Genomic DNA, 13305 nt, shown 5'->3' with positions numbered 1-13305 from the left:
AACGGGTGAGGATGGCAGCGCAGCGGCCCTTGACCGGAGAAGCCAGGCCGTAGGGCATCCTGACCACGAATTGCGACAGGGGGACGGGGCAAATCGGCGCGCGGAGCGGGTCACACTCCACCGCCCTCCCCTCGCCAGCTCGGCCCGCCGAACTTTCGCGCGCGAAAGTCGCGCGCCTGGATCGCGGCGGCCGCCAGGCCGTCGCCGGCAAGCGGATGCGCGCAGCGCCCGCTAGGGCGCGGAGGCGTGAGGGATGGAAGCCCGCAGGGTCGAGACACGCGCAGCGGGGCTCGATTCACGACAGCCCGACCCCCGCATGGGGGCACGCCCGATCAGGTGCCGGCGCGGCGATAGATGCCATTCGGATCGAGCGCATCGACCACGAACAACAGGACAGGCCCAGGCTGGGCCGGAATGCCGCAGGTCAGCACGGCGCTGCCATCAGCCTTCGGTCGGACAAAGATCGGATCATGGCTGCACTGGCCACCGCGCAGCGCGAGCATGTCGGCATCGGTGAACGTGCCGTAATAGCCATCGACCATCCAGCCCGGCACGTCCTTGGCGCTGGCCAGCGAGTCAGGGTAGTTGTACTTGACCAGCTTCAGGCCAAGCCAGGCAAAGAGCCCGGCAAAGGCCAGCAAGCCGACAATGGCCAGCGGCGACAGCCCGCGCGAGGGTTGCGGCGCGCGCACGTCAGCCGCCATTGCGGAGGATGCTGCCGCGACGCCAGGCGCGCACAGCCATGAAGGCACCCACGGCCATGCACAGCATGTAGGGCCAGATGCCCAGCATGTCGGGGAGCGACTGGAAGGCCAGGCCGGGCGGGTCGGGCTTGAAGTTCAGCAGGCCCAGCAAGCCCAGGATCAGGGCGACCAGGCCGCCGATGAATTCAAGGCCGTGCCAGCGCAGCACGAAGGCAAGAGTGCTCGGGGATTTCATGGAAGTCCTTTCAGTGGTGAGGTTCAGACAGGTTGAGGGGAATTCTGCTCGTGGGCAACAAAGCGCTCCACGGCGGCCAGGATCAGGGCGTGCGTGATGCCCTGCATGTAGCTGGGGATCAGGAACGGCTGCACGCTGTAGCGCGAGCTGAAGTCGAACTTGAAGACGGTCGCGCAGCGGCCGCTGGTCAGCCAGCTCGAAACCTCCAGGGTTTCGGCGTCACGGCGGCTCACCGTCAGATCGTCAAGGGTAGGCGTCGGCATGGTCAGTCCTTCATCCAGCGCTTGGCCAGAGCCAAGCAAGCCTTGCAGGTCGGGCGCGGCCGGTAGGGCTGGCCGTCGCCATCGTGGGCGCGCTCGATCACCTTGGAAGACCAGCGCTTGCCGTTGGTGCCGGCAGCAGCGGTGCAGAGGAAGTCGCCGGCCTGGCGCACCAGGCGGCCGGCCGTCAGCGGCTCCAGCAGGTAGACGTGCTCCACGGTCGCGGCGCTGCGGCCGTCGCCCCAGGACGTTTCGGACAGCCCGGAAAGCACGTCCTTGATGCCCACGTCCCAGGCCACTGGCAAGGCGAGCCGGGCATTGAATGCCTCGGCCTCGGCGCGTGCGCGATCCAAGCGCGCGCGGCGTTCCTGTTCTCGTGCGGCCTCGGCCGCGCGCTGTTCAGCGGCCGCCTGCTCGATGTCGGCCACGGTGGCGCACACGAAGAAGCCGGCATGGTTGAGCCACACGCGAACCGGCGTGCCGGGCTCGGGCGACTCGGCGCGCAAGCGCAGCGAGACGCCCTCCACGGTCACGGCGCGGTCAGCGCCGACCGTGGCGGCGTGCTGGCCCTGGCGCACGCGGTTGAACCACATCGGTTCGAGCATGTCCGGGCCAGTGACGGGGTAGGTCTTCATCGCGCGCCGTCCGTGGGGTCAGTAGCCGTGCCCGAAGCGCTCAAAGAGCGCGAGCGGCGGCAGCAGCGAGGCGATCAGGCCGGGGCCGTCGCCCTCGATGGCCAGGCGCGGCGCAGCCGGCGCGCAGGCCTGGCGATAGCCCAGGGCGAGAGCGGCCAGCAGGATCAGCATGGCCAGCGCCTGAGCTGGCCGGCGAGCTGCGGCGCGAGGCGCAGCCGCGTGCGGGGTGTTGTCGTGGTGCATGGCGGTCTTTCTGCGTGGTGTTGGTCGAAGGACTACAGCTCGGAGCTGCCGACCCATTGGGTGCCCAGGAAAGCGTCCCAGGCCTCCCCCTCGGGGATGGCCGGGCGCACGCGCTCAAGCGCGTCATGCGTCCAGCCGGAGGCCGGCGCAGGGATGGTGGCCAGCTCCTGGCCATCCATCGCCACATAGCGCAAGGCCTCGGACTCGTGCCCGGTCAGCAAGTCGGGCTCTTTGGCGGTGTTCGGACGTGCAACGATCATGGGGCTCCCCTTCACGCGGCCAGGCGCATGGATTCGTTGTAGGCCTCGGCCGCATCGGCGCGGTCGTCGGCCTCGGCCTGGTAGTAGTCGCGCCTGTCGCGGATCAGGGCCAGCGCAGCGTCCTCCAGGTGGTGATAGTGCGACTCGAAATCGTGGGCGCTGCAATGCCCGGATGAGTGCCGCCAGACGATGCCGTACTGCCCGGACGGGTAGAGGCGGATTTGCAGGTGGTAGTAGAAGCGCGTGTGATAGCCCAGCTTTTCGCTGTAGACCACAAGGCCTTCAGCCGGGACATCGACGGCGCTGGCCAGCGCGGCGATCACTGCATTGACTGCGGCGGTGAGGATGGACAGGTGACGCACGGTGAACCTCCAAGGGATGGGGTGTTTGCGTGACTGGCGCATGGGGTCTGCTCACTCCATGCGCCAGGCCTGCGCTGCGGATCAGCGGCGGCGGTTGCCCTGGGGTTGCTGGGTGCCGGCCTGCTCGGTGCGGTCGTAGTCGCGCATCCAGTCGTCGTGCTCGGCGTTGCCGGTGCCGGCGTTGCCGGTGCCGGCGTTGCCTTGGCGGCCGCCATTGCCGGAGGGCTTGCCCAGGTACTGCACGCGCTCGGCCTCGAAGTTGAAGCCGCCCTTGCGTTCTTCCTGCTTGTACCAGCTACGGATGCGGCCGATGACGGCCACGGCCGAACCCTTCTTCAGATACTTGGCGTCGTTCTCGGCCTGCTTGCCGTAGGTGGTCACGGGGATGAAGTCGCATTCCTCGTGCTTGGTGCCGTTGTTGTCGTACCAGACGTTATCGACGGCCACGGTGTAGGTGACGGTCGGCGTGCCGCTGCCGGTGTAGCGCAGCTCGATGTCTTTGGTGACGTTGCCAATGATGGTGAAGGTGTTGATCGCGGCCATTTGGAAAACTCCTGAAAGTGGTTGATGCCTGGTCTATGTCTGATGCCCGTTGGTCATTCGTTCATCATTGGGTTTATTATAGGGGCAAATGGGTTGACCGTCAACCCTTTGGAAGAAAAAAACAACCTTTATTTTTGTCAAAAAGGGTTGACTTCTTGGCCGTGAAAATGCACCGGAACCAAGAGCCGGGGCGGGTTTGGGGCCGGAACAGGCCCCAAGGTCTTGGCGGCCACAGGCCGCCTTGCAGCGTCCAGCGGAGCGCGCGCCTACCCTTGAGATTTGCACCGTCTACCTGTCGCCGTGGGCACGGTGCCTGGAGGCCTGGCGCGGTCAAGGGAGCCACCGGAAGCCGCACGCGGAGCGCAGCCGCAGGCGAGCACCGAACGGGTGAGGATGGCAGCGCAGCGGCCCTTGACCGAAGAAGCCAGGCCGCAGGGCATCCTGACCACGAATTGCGACAGGGGGACGGGGCAAATCGGCGCGCGGAGCGGGTCACACTCCACCGCCCTCCCCTCGCCAGCTCGGCCCGCCGAACTTTCGCGCGCGAAAGTCGCGCGCCTGGATCGCGGCGGCCGTCAGGCCGTCGCCGGCAAGCGGAGCGCGCAACGCCCGTCAGGGCGCGGAGGCGTGAGGGATGGAAGCCCGCAGGGTCGAGACACGCGCAGCGGGGCTCGATTCACGACAGCCCGACCCCGCAGGGGGCACGCCCAGGGGTTAGAGCTTGCTGACATCCACCTCAAGCGCACGGCAATCCTTCGCCGTCACCACGCCGACCAGATCAGCCTTGCGGATCGTCACGCGATCAGTCCAGCGGCCCGAGTTGGCACGCCACTTCCTGACCACATAGCCATCGCCGCTGTAGCCCAGGAACAGGCACACCTGCTGGCCGCCCTTCCATCCATACCGGCACCAGTACAGCTTGCCGTGCTTCGGGTTCAGCTCCATAGCCAGCTCAGCTTAGCCCCTGGTCAGCCGCCACACATCCAGCAGCTCGGCCTCTGTGAAGCGGGTCACACGGCAGCAGTAGGCCACCAGCTCGTCACGGCACTGGCCATCGGGCAGCGCATCCCAATAGGCGCGAGCGCGCGAAGCGCAGAGCGAGCGGCCCTCGGCGTGCTCGAAGTTGCAGCCCTCGGAAATGATCTGCTGGAGATAGCTTGCCAGGGGCACCGCCTTGGCCAGCTCGTTCTTGAAGGCGTCCAGCCCGTGCGCGCGCACGAAGGAATCCGGGTCATGCTCGGCGGGCAGGAACAGGAATTCGATGCGGTTGGCGTCCACGGCGAACGGCAGCACGGTGGCCAGCGCGGCGGCGGCCGCGCGCCGACCAGCGGCGTCACCGTCGAACGAGAACACCAGGCGGGTCGCGCGCGTCAGCAGCGCGCCGATCTGGTCAGCGGTGCAGGCCGTGCCCAGCGAGCCGACCACGGGCAGGAAACCGGCCTGGGCGAGCGAAACCACGTCCAGGTAGCCCTCCACCACCAGGGCCATGTCCTCGGCCTCGATGGCGGCCTGGGCCTCGTAGAGCCCATAAAGCAGCTCGCGCTTCTTGAAGGTCGGGCCTTCCGGGGAATTCATGTACTTCGGCGCAGTGTCCGACTCCACCAGGATGCGGCCGCCGAAGCCGCGAATCTGCCCGGACACGTCGCGGATGGGGAACATGATGCGATCACGGAAGCGGTCGAAGCGGCGCGGCTGCTCGCCGTCCTTGAAGACCTGGAGGCCGGAGGCCTCGATGGTCGCCAGGTCGTGCTGCGCCAGGATGGCGTCCAGCTCGTGCCAGCCAGGCGCGGCGAAGCCGATGCCGTAGCGGGCAGCGCCGGCCCCGGTGATGCCGCGCTTGCGCAGGTAGGCCACGGCGCGCGGGGCTTCGCGCAGTGTGGCGCGGTAGTGGGCTGCTGCGTCGTCCAGCAGCGCGCGCACGCGGCTTTGCTGGTCGGCCGGGGTGTGGGTGGTGTCGTTCATGTTCTTGTCCCTGTCGTCTCGTTGTGCGGCCGCGTCAGCGGCCCGCGCTCTTGTTCTCTTGCGGCTTCACGCTGCCGTCCCGGTTGTACTCCACCCGCCGATTGCCCTCATTGAGCGCGGCGTCCAGCTCGATGGCATCCAGCATGACATCCGGCACGCTCAAGCCCAGCGCCTCCAGCTTGGCCAGAAACGGGTCAAGGCACGGCGGCAGGCCGCCGAACTGGATCAGCTCGGGGTCATCGAGGTTGGAATAGATGTACTTGCCTCGGTTCTGGCCGTCCTCGATCACCATGAAGAAGCCTTGAAGCGGGCGATCCCAGCCCATCATGATGGTGGCCGGCTTGCCCTGGTGCTCGGTCGGGTAGTAGTGCTGCGTCATAGCATCCTCACTTTTCGGGGTTGGCGGCAAGGCCGCGAGGCTTCTTGAAGCCACGGGCGCGCAGCACGTCAGCCGCGACCGTGGCCTGGTCTTTGTTGAACACGTCCGCCACGAGGCAGACCGTCACGAGGCCGTCCACCTGGTCGAAGGCCTCGGCCCAGCTCATGGATGCCGGCGTGTCGCCGGCTCCATCGTTGTGGGCGATCCAGTGGATGGCGTCCTGGTAGCTGGCCATGTCGATCAGTCCAGCAGCGTGCGGATGGCCACCAGATCGGCATCGCGCAGCTTGCGGTGCGCGGCCGTGGTGATGAGGCAGGAGAACACGTCGCAGCCCAGGCGCTTGGCCTCCAGCCATTCGGCCGGGGTGCGGTGCTCCACCTTGCGCGGGAAGATGCGCAACTCGCGCAGGCGCTCGCGCGCGATCTTGTCGTCTTCCAGCTTCCAGCAAAGGCTGTAGGTGCCGGCGAAGTTGAATTCGCTGTGGAACAGGCGTTCGGGGGCCTGCTCGCCCATTTCGGGGTAGTAGGCGGGGCCGTGCGGGACGATGGCTTGCGCTTGCATGGCGGTGGCTCCGATCAGAGGAAGACAGTGCGGCCGACGTGATCGGCGAAGGTCTGGCTGGCCAGGTCGGCGGTCTGCCACGCTTCACCGTCGAACACCTCCAGCGCGCCGGCCTTCACGCGGGCACCGAAGAAGCGACCGGACAAGACACCCTCGCGGGCATAGAAGCCGGCGTTGTAGCGCTGGCAGTGGGCCTTCAGGCGGCGAGCTGCGCGGGTCGGAGTGGTGGCGGTTTGCATGTCTGTCTTCCCTCTCAATCAATGCCTTTATTCTACTCGCTAAAGGGTTGACCGTCAACCCTTTTTCGCTCCCCATTTAGGGGGTCTTGTCACTGAAGGAATGGGCATCGGCGAGGTTGGCGCGGTAGTAGTCCAGACAGGCCTCGAAGCCCAGCGCTAGGCGCTCGGCGTACTGGCGGCGGTGGTCGCCCTTGAGGATGTAGAAGCGCTCCATCTGGCCCAGGACAAGGGCAGTCGTCTCGCAGCCATAGATGGCCGTGTCGTGGTCGTTGTGGCTCACGTAGAAGCCAGCTCCGTCCATCGTCGTGTTCGGGATGGCCAGGGACATCGGGCCGCTGGCCGTGTCGATGGTGGCGTATCGCATCGGTGCGCTCCTGGTGGTCAGTTGAGGTAGCCGCTCAGGTCGAGGCGGTTGGTGTCGTGCATGTGGAGCATCGACAGCAGATAGGTCGGATCGGCAGGCCACTTGCAGCCCTGCCAATAGGCCTTCAATGCTGTGCGGATCGGCTCCGGGTAGGTGGCCAGTCGGCGGCGTGCTTCGCGCCACTTGTCGGCTTGGTGTTGGCGGTCTGCGGCCATGCGCCTGTCCCAGCACTCGCGGCGGCCAGCCATTTCCTCATCGACCGGCGTTTGCTCGGCGGCCACCTGGTCGGCGAACAGCGGCAGGGCGTCTCGCTCGGCCTGGAGCTTGCGCCGGTAGGCCGCACGCTTGCGCCCGGTGTCGTTGAACTCGTAGCGGCCGAAGGGCTTGAATCGCATCGCAGGCCTCCAGCTCAGAACAGGCAGGCCTGGCGGTCGGCGTAGCTCAGCCAGCGCTCGAAGGCTCCGGGGGCCGTGCAGTAGTCGCGCACGGCATCAAGGAAGTTTTCGCGGCGGGCACGCTCCACCACATCGGCGATGACCAGCTCGGAGTCGCCCATTTCAAAGCAGGTATCCCATTGCCGTTCGCCCAGGCCTTCCCAGCCCTCGTCCCACAGCGTGTAGTGCGTCACGTCGCTCACAAGCCCGTGGATCAGGGCGAGGCAGACGAACTCCACGCGATAGCGGCGCTCCTTGCCCAGCTTCCCGCAGAGGCGGTGCAGCTTGTCGATGATGGCGCGCTGCTCGGCGCTGCGTGTGCGGCGGATCGTCATGGCGGGGCCTCAGTGCTTGGAACGGTCGGAGAACGGGCGGAAGCAGCAGGCGCAGCGGGCAATGCCGTCCTCGGCCTGCATTTCCAGCGTGGCGGCCGTCGCGCGGCACAGGCGCTGGAACGGCTCCAAGGTGCTGCGGTCGGCTTCCTCGCGCCAGTGGCGAGCTGCGGCCAGCAGGCCGGCGCGGCGTTCCTCGGCGTAGGCCTCCACCCACTTGGCTCGCGCTTCGTCTTGGCTGTTGCCGTAGACGATCACGCCCAGGGCTTCACAGCGCCAGGCGTAGGCCAGGCCGTTCTCGCTCGGCGCGGTGCGGAACTCGGGCACCGGCAGGCTGGCCAGCCCGGCGATCTTCAAGACGGTTTCGGTGTTGATGGTCATGGTTGGCTTCCTCAGATCAGCTTGCCGGACAGGCCTTTGGTGACGTGGTGCGAGAAAATGACGCTCGGGGTGAAAGCCGGCGCAAACCAGGTCGAGCCACCTTGCTCCGAGACGAAAATCCAGCCGCCGTGCTGGGCGCGGTGAGCCTTGGCGGCGTCCGTAGACTGGAAGCCAGCGAACTGCATTTCATCGGTCTTGGGGGCATTCATCGGGCGGCATCCTCATCGCTTAATCAATAGGGATATTCTACCCGCAAAAGGGTTGACCGTCAACCTTTTTGAGCAGAAAAACAACCCTTTTTTGTTGAAATAAAACGGTTGACTTTTGCCGCTGAAAATTGCACCGGAACCAAGAGCCGGGGCGGGTTTGGGGCCGGAACAGGCCCCAAGGTCTTGGCGGCCACAGGCCGCCTTGCAGCGTCCAGCGGAGCGCGTGCCTACCCTTGAGATTTGCACCGTCTACCTGTCGCCGTGGGCACGGTGCCTGGAGGCCTGGCGCGGTCAAGGGAGCCACCGGAAGCCGCACGCGGAGCGCAGCCGCAGGCGAGCACCGAACGGGTGAGGATGGCAGCGCAGCGGCCCTTGACCGGAGAAGCCAGGCCGTAGGGCATCCTGACCACGAATTGCGACAGGGGGACGGGGCAAATCGGCGCGCGGAGCGGGTCAGTCCACCGAACCCATCCAGGGCATGACTTCAGACTTTCGCGCGCGAAAGTCCAAAATCGGCCGTTTCGCACGCGAAAGGACGCCCATGAACCTCCAGCACCTGATGGCACTGTCACCCTGGCGCAGCCAGTGGGTGACAAAGCGCGTATCCCGCACGGCCGTGCATCGCTCGGGCTTGGTGGCCAGCATCGGCCCGCAAGGGCTCGTGCTGGACAACCAGCAGCAGGTCGATGGCCAGCGCTGGCAGCTCGATGCCTTGCGCGATCAGGCCGACCAGCTCTGGCGCGAAGGCCGCATGTAGGCAAGCGGCAGCGCGCAGCGCCCGTCAGGGCGCGGAGGCGTGAGGGATGGAAGCCCGCAGGGTCGAGACACGCGCAGCGGGGCTCGATTCACGACAGCCCGACCCCGAAGGGGGCACGCCCAGGATCGGCTACGCCGGCTCCAGCTCCTGCGGCTTGGCGCTCACCCAGCGGATCACCTGCACCGGGCTCAGCCCATCACCGCTGCGAGCGTCCAGCGCGTTGTCAGCACCCCGCAGCGCGTCCGACATGGCCAGGAAAGCCTCGCGCTGGCCACGGCGCACCCGGAATTGCGCGTCCACCACGTTGTTCACCCGTGCCCACTGGTTCCAGGCGAACGAACGGCCCAGGCCCACGGTCGTGTTGCTGCTCGGGAAACTGTCAGCGTTGCGCACCAGGTCTTCCCAGCTTGCGCCGAACTCCACTTCATCGAAGCGGCTATGCCGCCCGGTCAGCGCGACACGCTCCAGGTGCAGCGCCTTTTCCAGCAGTCTCGGATGCTCGGCGGCCAGCCAGAACAGCTCCCACGGCTTCGAGGCTGGGCAGAAGAAGCACGCCGACTTGATCGGCACCATGTGCGCGCCCAGCTCGGTGGCAATCGCGCTCACGCAGTCGCGGCGAGTCCAGCCGATGATCTGGAGCGGATAGAGGTAGTCGAAATCCGCATCAGACGGCTTCAGGGCCTGGGAGCGGCGCAAATCTGCCTTGCCGCAGTCATAGCCGATCAGCTTCACGATGCGCTGGCCAGTGGCTTGGGCGTCCAGCCAGACCGGATGCGGATCGCGCTTGTTGGGGCCGCGCTTGGCCCCCTTGATGAACTGGTCTTGAGGGTCTTGCTTCCACTTGATCGAGCAGCTTTTCAGGCCAAAGGCCAGGCTCGGCAGGGTCTCGTTCTTGAGGCAGTTGCCGTAGAGGTCGGTGTAGTGTAGCCCGTCGAGGCCATCGGCACCTTGCGGCACACCGACACCTCGGGCCATCCCCAGGTGCGCAGCACCTCATTCATGCGCGTGACGTGTCGCAGCGTCTCGGGTTTTTCGCCGCCCGTGTCGGCGAACGTGATGACGTGCGGCCGCAGGCCGGCCGCGCGCAGCGCGACGATCATGGCCGTCGAGTCCACGCCGGAGCCGAAGCACAGGACGATGAGGCGACCGGCGAGCGCGTCCACCAGCGCGCAGCGCTGCCAGTCTTGCAGCACGCCCGAAGTGTGGGCTGCCTTGCTGCCGGCCGCAGGCCGGTGCCGCATGAGGGCGTCCACGGGCGGCGTCATGCGGCGGCCAGCAAAGCATCAAGGAAATCCGCGGCCACCACGGGGCAGACGGCATTGCCCAGCAGGTGCATGGCTTCGGCGTGGTTGTCGGGCAGGATGTAGCCGCGTTGGAAGCCCATCGCGGCCTTGGCCTCGGGGACAGCCAGCATCCGCATCTGGTCGCCCTGGATGACGGCCCAGCGGTCGCGCGTCGGGATGGTGCCTATCGGGCGCTCGATGCTGCGCCCGGTGCGGCCGCTCCCGCTGGAGTAGTACGGCGCGAGGAAGCGATGGCCGAAGGCCGCGCGGCCGGCCTCGATGCGGCGGATCGTGTTGGGACTGCGCCTGGCGGTATTGATCGGCGTCCAGGGGTGCGCGTCCCATTCGAGCACGTCCGCGATGGGGACATGCGGCCGACGCGGCAAGCGCAGCTTCAGCGGCCGGCGCGAGCGGGTGCAGACGATGAACAGGCGTTCGCGGTTCTGCGGCACGCCATGATCGGCGGCATCGACCAGGTGCGGGGAGACGGAATAGCCCAGGCGGCGCAGCGCGTCCTTCCATGCGGGGAACAGCACCCACTTTTCAAAGGCCGGGACGTTCTCCACCAGCAGGATCGGGCTGCGGTGGTATTCGGCGCAAGCCACCACGGCCCAGGCCGTGCTGCGCAGCGCGTCGTGGTGCGGCCGTTCCTTGCCTCGTGCCGGGCTGTGGCCCTGGCAGGCGGGGGACGCCAGCACGATGTCGTGCGGCGGCACCACGCGCCAGTCGGCTTGCTGGAGGTCTTGGCACTGGTGCCAGGTGGTCGGGTGGTTTGCCTCGTGGTACTGCACGGCGAGCGGCCAGTGGTTGGCCGCCCATGCGACCATCACCCCGGCCATGCGGGCACCTTCGGAAGAGCCACCGGCCCCTGCAAAGAGGTCGATGGCCGTCATGTTGGCGGCCATGTGCTCGATCACTCCGCCAGATAGCTCGCCAGGGCGTCCTCGTCCCCGTCCAGCAGCTCGGCCAGCACCGTGGTGCGTTCCTTGCGGGCCAGGGCGTCGCGCAGCGGCGTGGCCTTCACGCAGCACGGGCAGCGGGTGAACGACAGCACCGAGTCCGTGGCGAACTCCCAGCCGGCCGCGCGGGCAGCTTCGCGGATGCGGTCGGTGGGGCCACTGAAGCGGCCGGTTTCCAGGATGTCCTTCAGCTCCAGCGCCGACAGACCCCACTCGTGCGGCTCGTCATGGCGCATGTGGTAGGCCTCCCAGGGCTCACCGCAGTTCGGGCAGTTGATGTCCATTTCTTTCCCCTTTCATCACGTCGATCAATGGGGAAATTGTACCCTTAAATGGGTTGACCGTCAACCCTTTTAAGGTGGACAGTCAACCCTTTATAGGGGTCGCGGCGGGGGACTCTGGGGACTTTCGCGCGCGAAAGTTAGGCCCCGGCTGCGAGTGCCATGACGATCTGCCGGCACAGCTCAGCATCGGCTCGCGCCCGATGGCGTGGCCCGGTGGGCAAGCTGGCCCCTGCCAGGCTTGCAGCGGTTCGCAGGTTCGGCCAGCGTCCATCGTTGAGGTCAGTCAGAAGGGCCATCGTGCAGTCGGCCCGGAAGGTGGGCACATCAAGGCCGTGCAGCGTGCAGGTCTGCCGCATCATCCGGTTGTCGAAGTCGGCGTTGTGCGCGATGACCAGGCGATCAGCCACGATGCTGGCGACCTGTTGGCCAACGTCGCGCCAGGTAGGCGCGTGCATCACATCCTGCTCGGTAATGCCGTTGACGGCCGTTGCCTCGGCCTGGATTGGCCCCAGCGGCTTGACCAGCGTATCCAGAAGGACGGCACCAGCGGCGTCCAGGATGGCGATCTCGATGATTTCGGCGCTGGCGTCCAAGCCTGTCGTTTCCGTGTCCAGGAACAGCGGCGCGTTCTGGAGCCAAGCAGCGGCGCAGCCACAAACCGCGCGCCTTTCGTGCTCCCATTCCTCGCGCTCGGCTTGCCTCGCGCAGTCGCCGCACAGGCCGGCGCGATCCAGAAGCTGACTGTCAATGCGGGTGCCGCATTCGGCGCACGGCGACGTGCCGACCAGCGCACGGCCAGCCGCAAGCGCGGCCAGTTGCTCCGGCGTGGCCTCCCTGCGCGGCCGCATCGGAACGGCCTCGGCGGGCTCGTAGAGCGTCACGTAGGCGTGGCCCTGCCAGTAGTAGCCGGCTGCACGTTGATGCGTGGCCAGCTTCAGCCGCTGCTGCTTCAGCTCGGTCTTCGTCAGCAGGTGTGCCGGCGCAGCGGCGCGGTTCTTGTACTTCATGCGCGCTCCCTTCTTTGGGTCAGACGTGAGGGACGCCCATCAGCTCCAGGACGATCAGAAACAGGACGGTGACGATGGCGATCACCACGCTGCCGCTGACGATGTGAAACCAGTCTCGCAGGCTGGGCATACAGGACAGCAGGCACTGCCAAGCCAGGATCATCAGCAGCGGGCTAATCAAGGCGCTCGGCGGGGCGAGGCAGGACAGCAGGAACAGCCAGGCGGCCAGCGGGATCAACAGCAGCGGGGCGAGCCCTACGGGCACCTCGTTCCACCAGCGCAGGCGCGCGAACTCCACGCGGCCGTAGATCAGGCGGCCCGCCACCGTGCGGTATGGGCGGATCGACAGGGACACCGGCTTGGCACCCAGCAGCCAGCCGACCAGGTAGTGCAGCAGCTCATGGGCGAAAGTGCCCGGCAATCGCGCCACCACGTAGATCATGGGCACGCGGCGCAGGAAGCGAAAGACCAAGCCGATGGCCACGAACAGAAGGGCATGGCCAGCGGTGACGCCAGGGATCAGCTCGGCACCCATGAGGCCCCTCACTTTCCGCTGTCTGGCTTCTTGTTGAAGCCCCGGATCGTCGCCTCTTGGCTGGCGACCTGCGAGCGCAGCGTATCCGCCTCTCCTGAAGCCCTGGCCAGCGCGTTGCTGGCTTCCTTGGCTTCGCGGCGAGCCTCGTCAAGCTCGCGCTCCAGACGTTGCTTGCCGTCTTCCAGCTTCCCGATCACTTCGATGGATCGCTGCTTTTGTTCCTTCAGCGAGGCCTCCAGACCGCTTGCGTTCTGTTGGGCTCGTGCCAGCTCGATCTTCACAGCGGACAGCTCTGCATCGACCGCGTGGTGGGCCTTCTCGGCGGCCTCCAGCTCACCCCGCAGCGCGGCAGTGTCGGCTTCATGCTTCTCGGCGGT

At 66.9% G+C, this 13305-nt stretch carries 26 protein-coding genes and 1 pseudogene; 1 reads left to right on the top strand and 26 read right to left on the bottom strand.

Features of this window, described 5'->3' with window-relative positions; genetic code table 11:
* Positions 1 to 332: 332 nt before the first annotated feature.
* The 19 genes from FFS45_RS40525 to FFS45_RS40440 form a co-directional block, all read right to left on the bottom strand.
* Complete coding sequence (locus FFS45_RS40525; protein WP_028229700.1) at positions 333 to 704, bottom strand: hypothetical protein; 372 nt, start codon at positions 702 to 704, stop codon at positions 333 to 335.
* Complete coding sequence (locus FFS45_RS40520) at positions 694 to 939, bottom strand: hypothetical protein (RefSeq protein WP_028229701.1); 246 nt, start codon at positions 937 to 939, stop codon at positions 694 to 696. The genes FFS45_RS40525 and FFS45_RS40520 overlap by 11 nt, the downstream gene beginning before the upstream one ends.
* Before the next feature lie 23 nt (positions 940 to 962).
* Entirely contained in the window at positions 963 to 1202 is a 240-nt protein-coding gene (locus tag FFS45_RS40515; RefSeq protein ID WP_028229702.1) for a hypothetical protein, read from the bottom strand.
* Between the two features lie 2 nt (positions 1203 to 1204).
* Entirely contained in the window at positions 1205 to 1834 is a 630-nt protein-coding gene (locus FFS45_RS40510) for a hypothetical protein (RefSeq protein ID WP_212745809.1), read from the bottom strand.
* A gap of 18 nt (positions 1835 to 1852) precedes the next feature.
* Positions 1853 to 2005 (bottom strand): hypothetical protein, encoded by a 153-nt coding sequence (locus FFS45_RS42045; protein ID WP_156967285.1) that lies wholly within the window; start codon positions 2003 to 2005, stop codon positions 1853 to 1855.
* 104 nt (positions 2006 to 2109) lie between these two features.
* A complete protein-coding gene (locus tag FFS45_RS40505) occupies positions 2110 to 2337 on the bottom strand; it encodes a hypothetical protein (RefSeq protein WP_028229704.1) in 228 nt (75 codons plus the stop codon).
* Positions 2338 to 2348: 11 nt separating this feature from the next.
* Positions 2349 to 2699, bottom strand: coding sequence for a hypothetical protein (locus FFS45_RS40500; protein WP_028229705.1), 351 nt, complete (start codon positions 2697 to 2699; stop codon positions 2349 to 2351).
* A gap of 81 nt (positions 2700 to 2780) precedes the next feature.
* Complete coding sequence (locus FFS45_RS40495; protein ID WP_028229706.1) at positions 2781 to 3242, bottom strand: single-stranded DNA-binding protein; 462 nt, start codon at positions 3240 to 3242, stop codon at positions 2781 to 2783.
* A 714-nt stretch (positions 3243 to 3956) separates the two neighbouring features.
* Positions 3957 to 4187, bottom strand: a complete 231-nt coding sequence (locus FFS45_RS40490) for a hypothetical protein (RefSeq protein ID WP_028228977.1) — start codon at positions 4185 to 4187, stop codon at positions 3957 to 3959.
* A gap of 12 nt (positions 4188 to 4199) precedes the next feature.
* Positions 4200 to 5204, bottom strand: a complete 1005-nt coding sequence (locus FFS45_RS40485) for a toprim domain-containing protein (protein WP_052421039.1) — start codon at positions 5202 to 5204, stop codon at positions 4200 to 4202.
* A 34-nt stretch (positions 5205 to 5238) separates the two neighbouring features.
* Complete coding sequence (locus FFS45_RS40480) at positions 5239 to 5583, bottom strand: hypothetical protein (RefSeq protein ID WP_042339242.1); 345 nt, start codon at positions 5581 to 5583, stop codon at positions 5239 to 5241.
* A gap of 7 nt (positions 5584 to 5590) precedes the next feature.
* Entirely contained in the window at positions 5591 to 5818 is a 228-nt protein-coding gene (locus FFS45_RS40475; RefSeq protein ID WP_028228978.1) for a hypothetical protein, read from the bottom strand.
* A gap of 5 nt (positions 5819 to 5823) precedes the next feature.
* Positions 5824 to 6144 carry a hypothetical protein gene (locus FFS45_RS40470; protein ID WP_028228979.1) on the bottom strand — a complete coding sequence of 107 codons (321 nt, stop codon included), beginning with the start codon at positions 6142 to 6144 and terminating at the stop codon, positions 5824 to 5826.
* A 14-nt stretch (positions 6145 to 6158) separates the two neighbouring features.
* Positions 6159 to 6383, bottom strand: coding sequence for a hypothetical protein (locus FFS45_RS40465; protein ID WP_028228980.1), 225 nt, complete (start codon positions 6381 to 6383; stop codon positions 6159 to 6161).
* Positions 6384 to 6459: 76 nt separating this feature from the next.
* Positions 6460 to 6747, bottom strand: a complete 288-nt coding sequence (locus FFS45_RS40460) for a hypothetical protein (RefSeq protein ID WP_028228981.1) — start codon at positions 6745 to 6747, stop codon at positions 6460 to 6462.
* Between the two features lie 17 nt (positions 6748 to 6764).
* The gene (locus FFS45_RS40455; RefSeq protein ID WP_028228982.1) at positions 6765 to 7142 is read right to left on the bottom strand and encodes a hypothetical protein; all 378 of its coding nucleotides are present in this window, start codon (positions 7140 to 7142) and stop codon (positions 6765 to 6767) included.
* Positions 7143 to 7156: 14 nt separating this feature from the next.
* Complete coding sequence (locus FFS45_RS40450; protein WP_052421040.1) at positions 7157 to 7516, bottom strand: hypothetical protein; 360 nt, start codon at positions 7514 to 7516, stop codon at positions 7157 to 7159.
* Positions 7517 to 7525: 9 nt separating this feature from the next.
* Complete coding sequence (locus tag FFS45_RS40445) at positions 7526 to 7894, bottom strand: hypothetical protein (protein WP_028228983.1); 369 nt, start codon at positions 7892 to 7894, stop codon at positions 7526 to 7528.
* 11 nt (positions 7895 to 7905) lie between these two features.
* Positions 7906 to 8103 (bottom strand): hypothetical protein, encoded by a 198-nt coding sequence (locus FFS45_RS40440; protein ID WP_028228984.1) that lies wholly within the window; start codon positions 8101 to 8103, stop codon positions 7906 to 7908.
* A gap of 541 nt (positions 8104 to 8644) precedes the next feature.
* On the opposite strand from FFS45_RS40440, the gene FFS45_RS40435 reads away from it, so the two are divergent.
* Entirely contained in the window at positions 8645 to 8860 is a 216-nt protein-coding gene (locus FFS45_RS40435; RefSeq protein WP_028228985.1) for a hypothetical protein, read from the top strand.
* A 129-nt stretch (positions 8861 to 8989) separates the two neighbouring features.
* Here the strand turns inward: FFS45_RS40435 and FFS45_RS40430 are convergent, their stop codons facing one another.
* The 7 genes and pseudogenes from FFS45_RS40430 to FFS45_RS42040 form a co-directional block, all read right to left on the bottom strand.
* A complete protein-coding gene (locus FFS45_RS40430; protein ID WP_052421041.1) occupies positions 8990 to 9817 on the bottom strand; it encodes a hypothetical protein in 828 nt (275 codons plus the stop codon).
* Positions 9718 to 10113, bottom strand: coding sequence for a hypothetical protein (locus FFS45_RS40425; protein ID WP_137960197.1), 396 nt, complete (start codon positions 10111 to 10113; stop codon positions 9718 to 9720). The genes FFS45_RS40430 and FFS45_RS40425 overlap by 100 nt, the downstream gene beginning before the upstream one ends.
* Positions 10114 to 10121: 8 nt before the next feature.
* Positions 10122 to 11048 carry a DNA cytosine methyltransferase gene (locus FFS45_RS40420; RefSeq protein ID WP_245621247.1) on the bottom strand — a complete coding sequence of 309 codons (927 nt, stop codon included), beginning with the start codon at positions 11046 to 11048 and terminating at the stop codon, positions 10122 to 10124.
* Positions 11049 to 11056: 8 nt separating this feature from the next.
* A complete protein-coding gene (locus tag FFS45_RS40415; RefSeq protein ID WP_028228987.1) occupies positions 11057 to 11386 on the bottom strand; it encodes a hypothetical protein in 330 nt (109 codons plus the stop codon).
* A gap of 137 nt (positions 11387 to 11523) precedes the next feature.
* Entirely contained in the window at positions 11524 to 12393 is an 870-nt protein-coding gene (locus FFS45_RS40410; RefSeq protein WP_028228988.1) for a 3'-5' exonuclease, read from the bottom strand.
* A 19-nt stretch (positions 12394 to 12412) separates the two neighbouring features.
* Entirely contained in the window at positions 12413 to 12928 is a 516-nt protein-coding gene (locus tag FFS45_RS40405) for a hypothetical protein (RefSeq protein ID WP_042339246.1), read from the bottom strand.
* Positions 12929 to 12936: 8 nt separating this feature from the next.
* Positions 12937 to 13305, bottom strand: a pseudogene (locus tag FFS45_RS42040) (hypothetical protein); the annotation flags it as partial.

Origin of the sequence: Burkholderia sp. 4M9327F10 (assembly GCF_005503145.1) — a bacterium.
In the GTDB taxonomy this organism is placed as follows: Bacteria; Pseudomonadota; Gammaproteobacteria; order Burkholderiales; family Burkholderiaceae; genus Paraburkholderia.
The sequence above is the reverse complement of the archived record's forward strand: the minus strand, read 5'-3'. Positions and strand labels throughout refer to the sequence as shown.

What these genes read in the sequence shown, in the direction of transcription:
- FFS45_RS40525 (WP_028229700.1), bottom strand. Translation starts at nt 704, where the DNA reads ATGGCGGCTGACGTGCGCGCGCCGCAACCCTCGCGCGGGCTGTCGCCG.
- FFS45_RS40520 (WP_028229701.1), bottom strand. Translation starts at nt 939, where the DNA reads ATGAAATCCCCGAGCACTCTTGCCTTCGTGCTGCGCTGGCACGGCCTT.
- FFS45_RS40515 (WP_028229702.1), bottom strand. Translation starts at nt 1,202, where the DNA reads ATGCCGACGCCTACCCTTGACGATCTGACGGTGAGCCGCCGTGACGCC.
- FFS45_RS40510 (WP_212745809.1), bottom strand. Translation starts at nt 1,834, where the DNA reads ATGAAGACCTACCCCGTCACTGGCCCGGACATGCTCGAACCGATGTGG.
- FFS45_RS42045 (WP_156967285.1), bottom strand. Translation starts at nt 2,005, where the DNA reads ATGCTGATCCTGCTGGCCGCTCTCGCCCTGGGCTATCGCCAGGCCTGC.
- FFS45_RS40505 (WP_028229704.1), bottom strand. Translation starts at nt 2,337, where the DNA reads ATGATCGTTGCACGTCCGAACACCGCCAAAGAGCCCGACTTGCTGACC.
- FFS45_RS40495 (WP_028229706.1), bottom strand. Translation starts at nt 3,242, where the DNA reads ATGGCCGCGATCAACACCTTCACCATCATTGGCAACGTCACCAAAGAC.
- FFS45_RS40490 (WP_028228977.1), bottom strand. Translation starts at nt 4,187, where the DNA reads ATGGAGCTGAACCCGAAGCACGGCAAGCTGTACTGGTGCCGGTATGGA.
- FFS45_RS40485 (WP_052421039.1), bottom strand. Translation starts at nt 5,204, where the DNA reads ATGAACGACACCACCCACACCCCGGCCGACCAGCAAAGCCGCGTGCGC.
- FFS45_RS40480 (WP_042339242.1), bottom strand. Translation starts at nt 5,583, where the DNA reads ATGACGCAGCACTACTACCCGACCGAGCACCAGGGCAAGCCGGCCACC.
- FFS45_RS40475 (WP_028228978.1), bottom strand. Translation starts at nt 5,818, where the DNA reads ATGGCCAGCTACCAGGACGCCATCCACTGGATCGCCCACAACGATGGA.
- FFS45_RS40470 (WP_028228979.1), bottom strand. Translation starts at nt 6,144, where the DNA reads ATGCAAGCGCAAGCCATCGTCCCGCACGGCCCCGCCTACTACCCCGAA.
- FFS45_RS40465 (WP_028228980.1), bottom strand. Translation starts at nt 6,383, where the DNA reads ATGCAAACCGCCACCACTCCGACCCGCGCAGCTCGCCGCCTGAAGGCC.
- FFS45_RS40460 (WP_028228981.1), bottom strand. Translation starts at nt 6,747, where the DNA reads ATGCGATACGCCACCATCGACACGGCCAGCGGCCCGATGTCCCTGGCC.
- FFS45_RS40455 (WP_028228982.1), bottom strand. Translation starts at nt 7,142, where the DNA reads ATGCGATTCAAGCCCTTCGGCCGCTACGAGTTCAACGACACCGGGCGC.
- FFS45_RS40450 (WP_052421040.1), bottom strand. Translation starts at nt 7,516, where the DNA reads ATGACGATCCGCCGCACACGCAGCGCCGAGCAGCGCGCCATCATCGAC.
- FFS45_RS40445 (WP_028228983.1), bottom strand. Translation starts at nt 7,894, where the DNA reads ATGACCATCAACACCGAAACCGTCTTGAAGATCGCCGGGCTGGCCAGC.
- FFS45_RS40440 (WP_028228984.1), bottom strand. Translation starts at nt 8,103, where the DNA reads ATGAATGCCCCCAAGACCGATGAAATGCAGTTCGCTGGCTTCCAGTCT.
- FFS45_RS40435 (WP_028228985.1), top strand. Translation starts at nt 8,645, where the DNA reads ATGAACCTCCAGCACCTGATGGCACTGTCACCCTGGCGCAGCCAGTGG.
- FFS45_RS40420 (WP_245621247.1), bottom strand. Translation starts at nt 11,048, where the DNA reads ATGGCCGCCAACATGACGGCCATCGACCTCTTTGCAGGGGCCGGTGGC.
- FFS45_RS40415 (WP_028228987.1), bottom strand. Translation starts at nt 11,386, where the DNA reads ATGGACATCAACTGCCCGAACTGCGGTGAGCCCTGGGAGGCCTACCAC.
- FFS45_RS40410 (WP_028228988.1), bottom strand. Translation starts at nt 12,393, where the DNA reads ATGAAGTACAAGAACCGCGCCGCTGCGCCGGCACACCTGCTGACGAAG.
- FFS45_RS40405 (WP_042339246.1), bottom strand. Translation starts at nt 12,928, where the DNA reads ATGGGTGCCGAGCTGATCCCTGGCGTCACCGCTGGCCATGCCCTTCTG.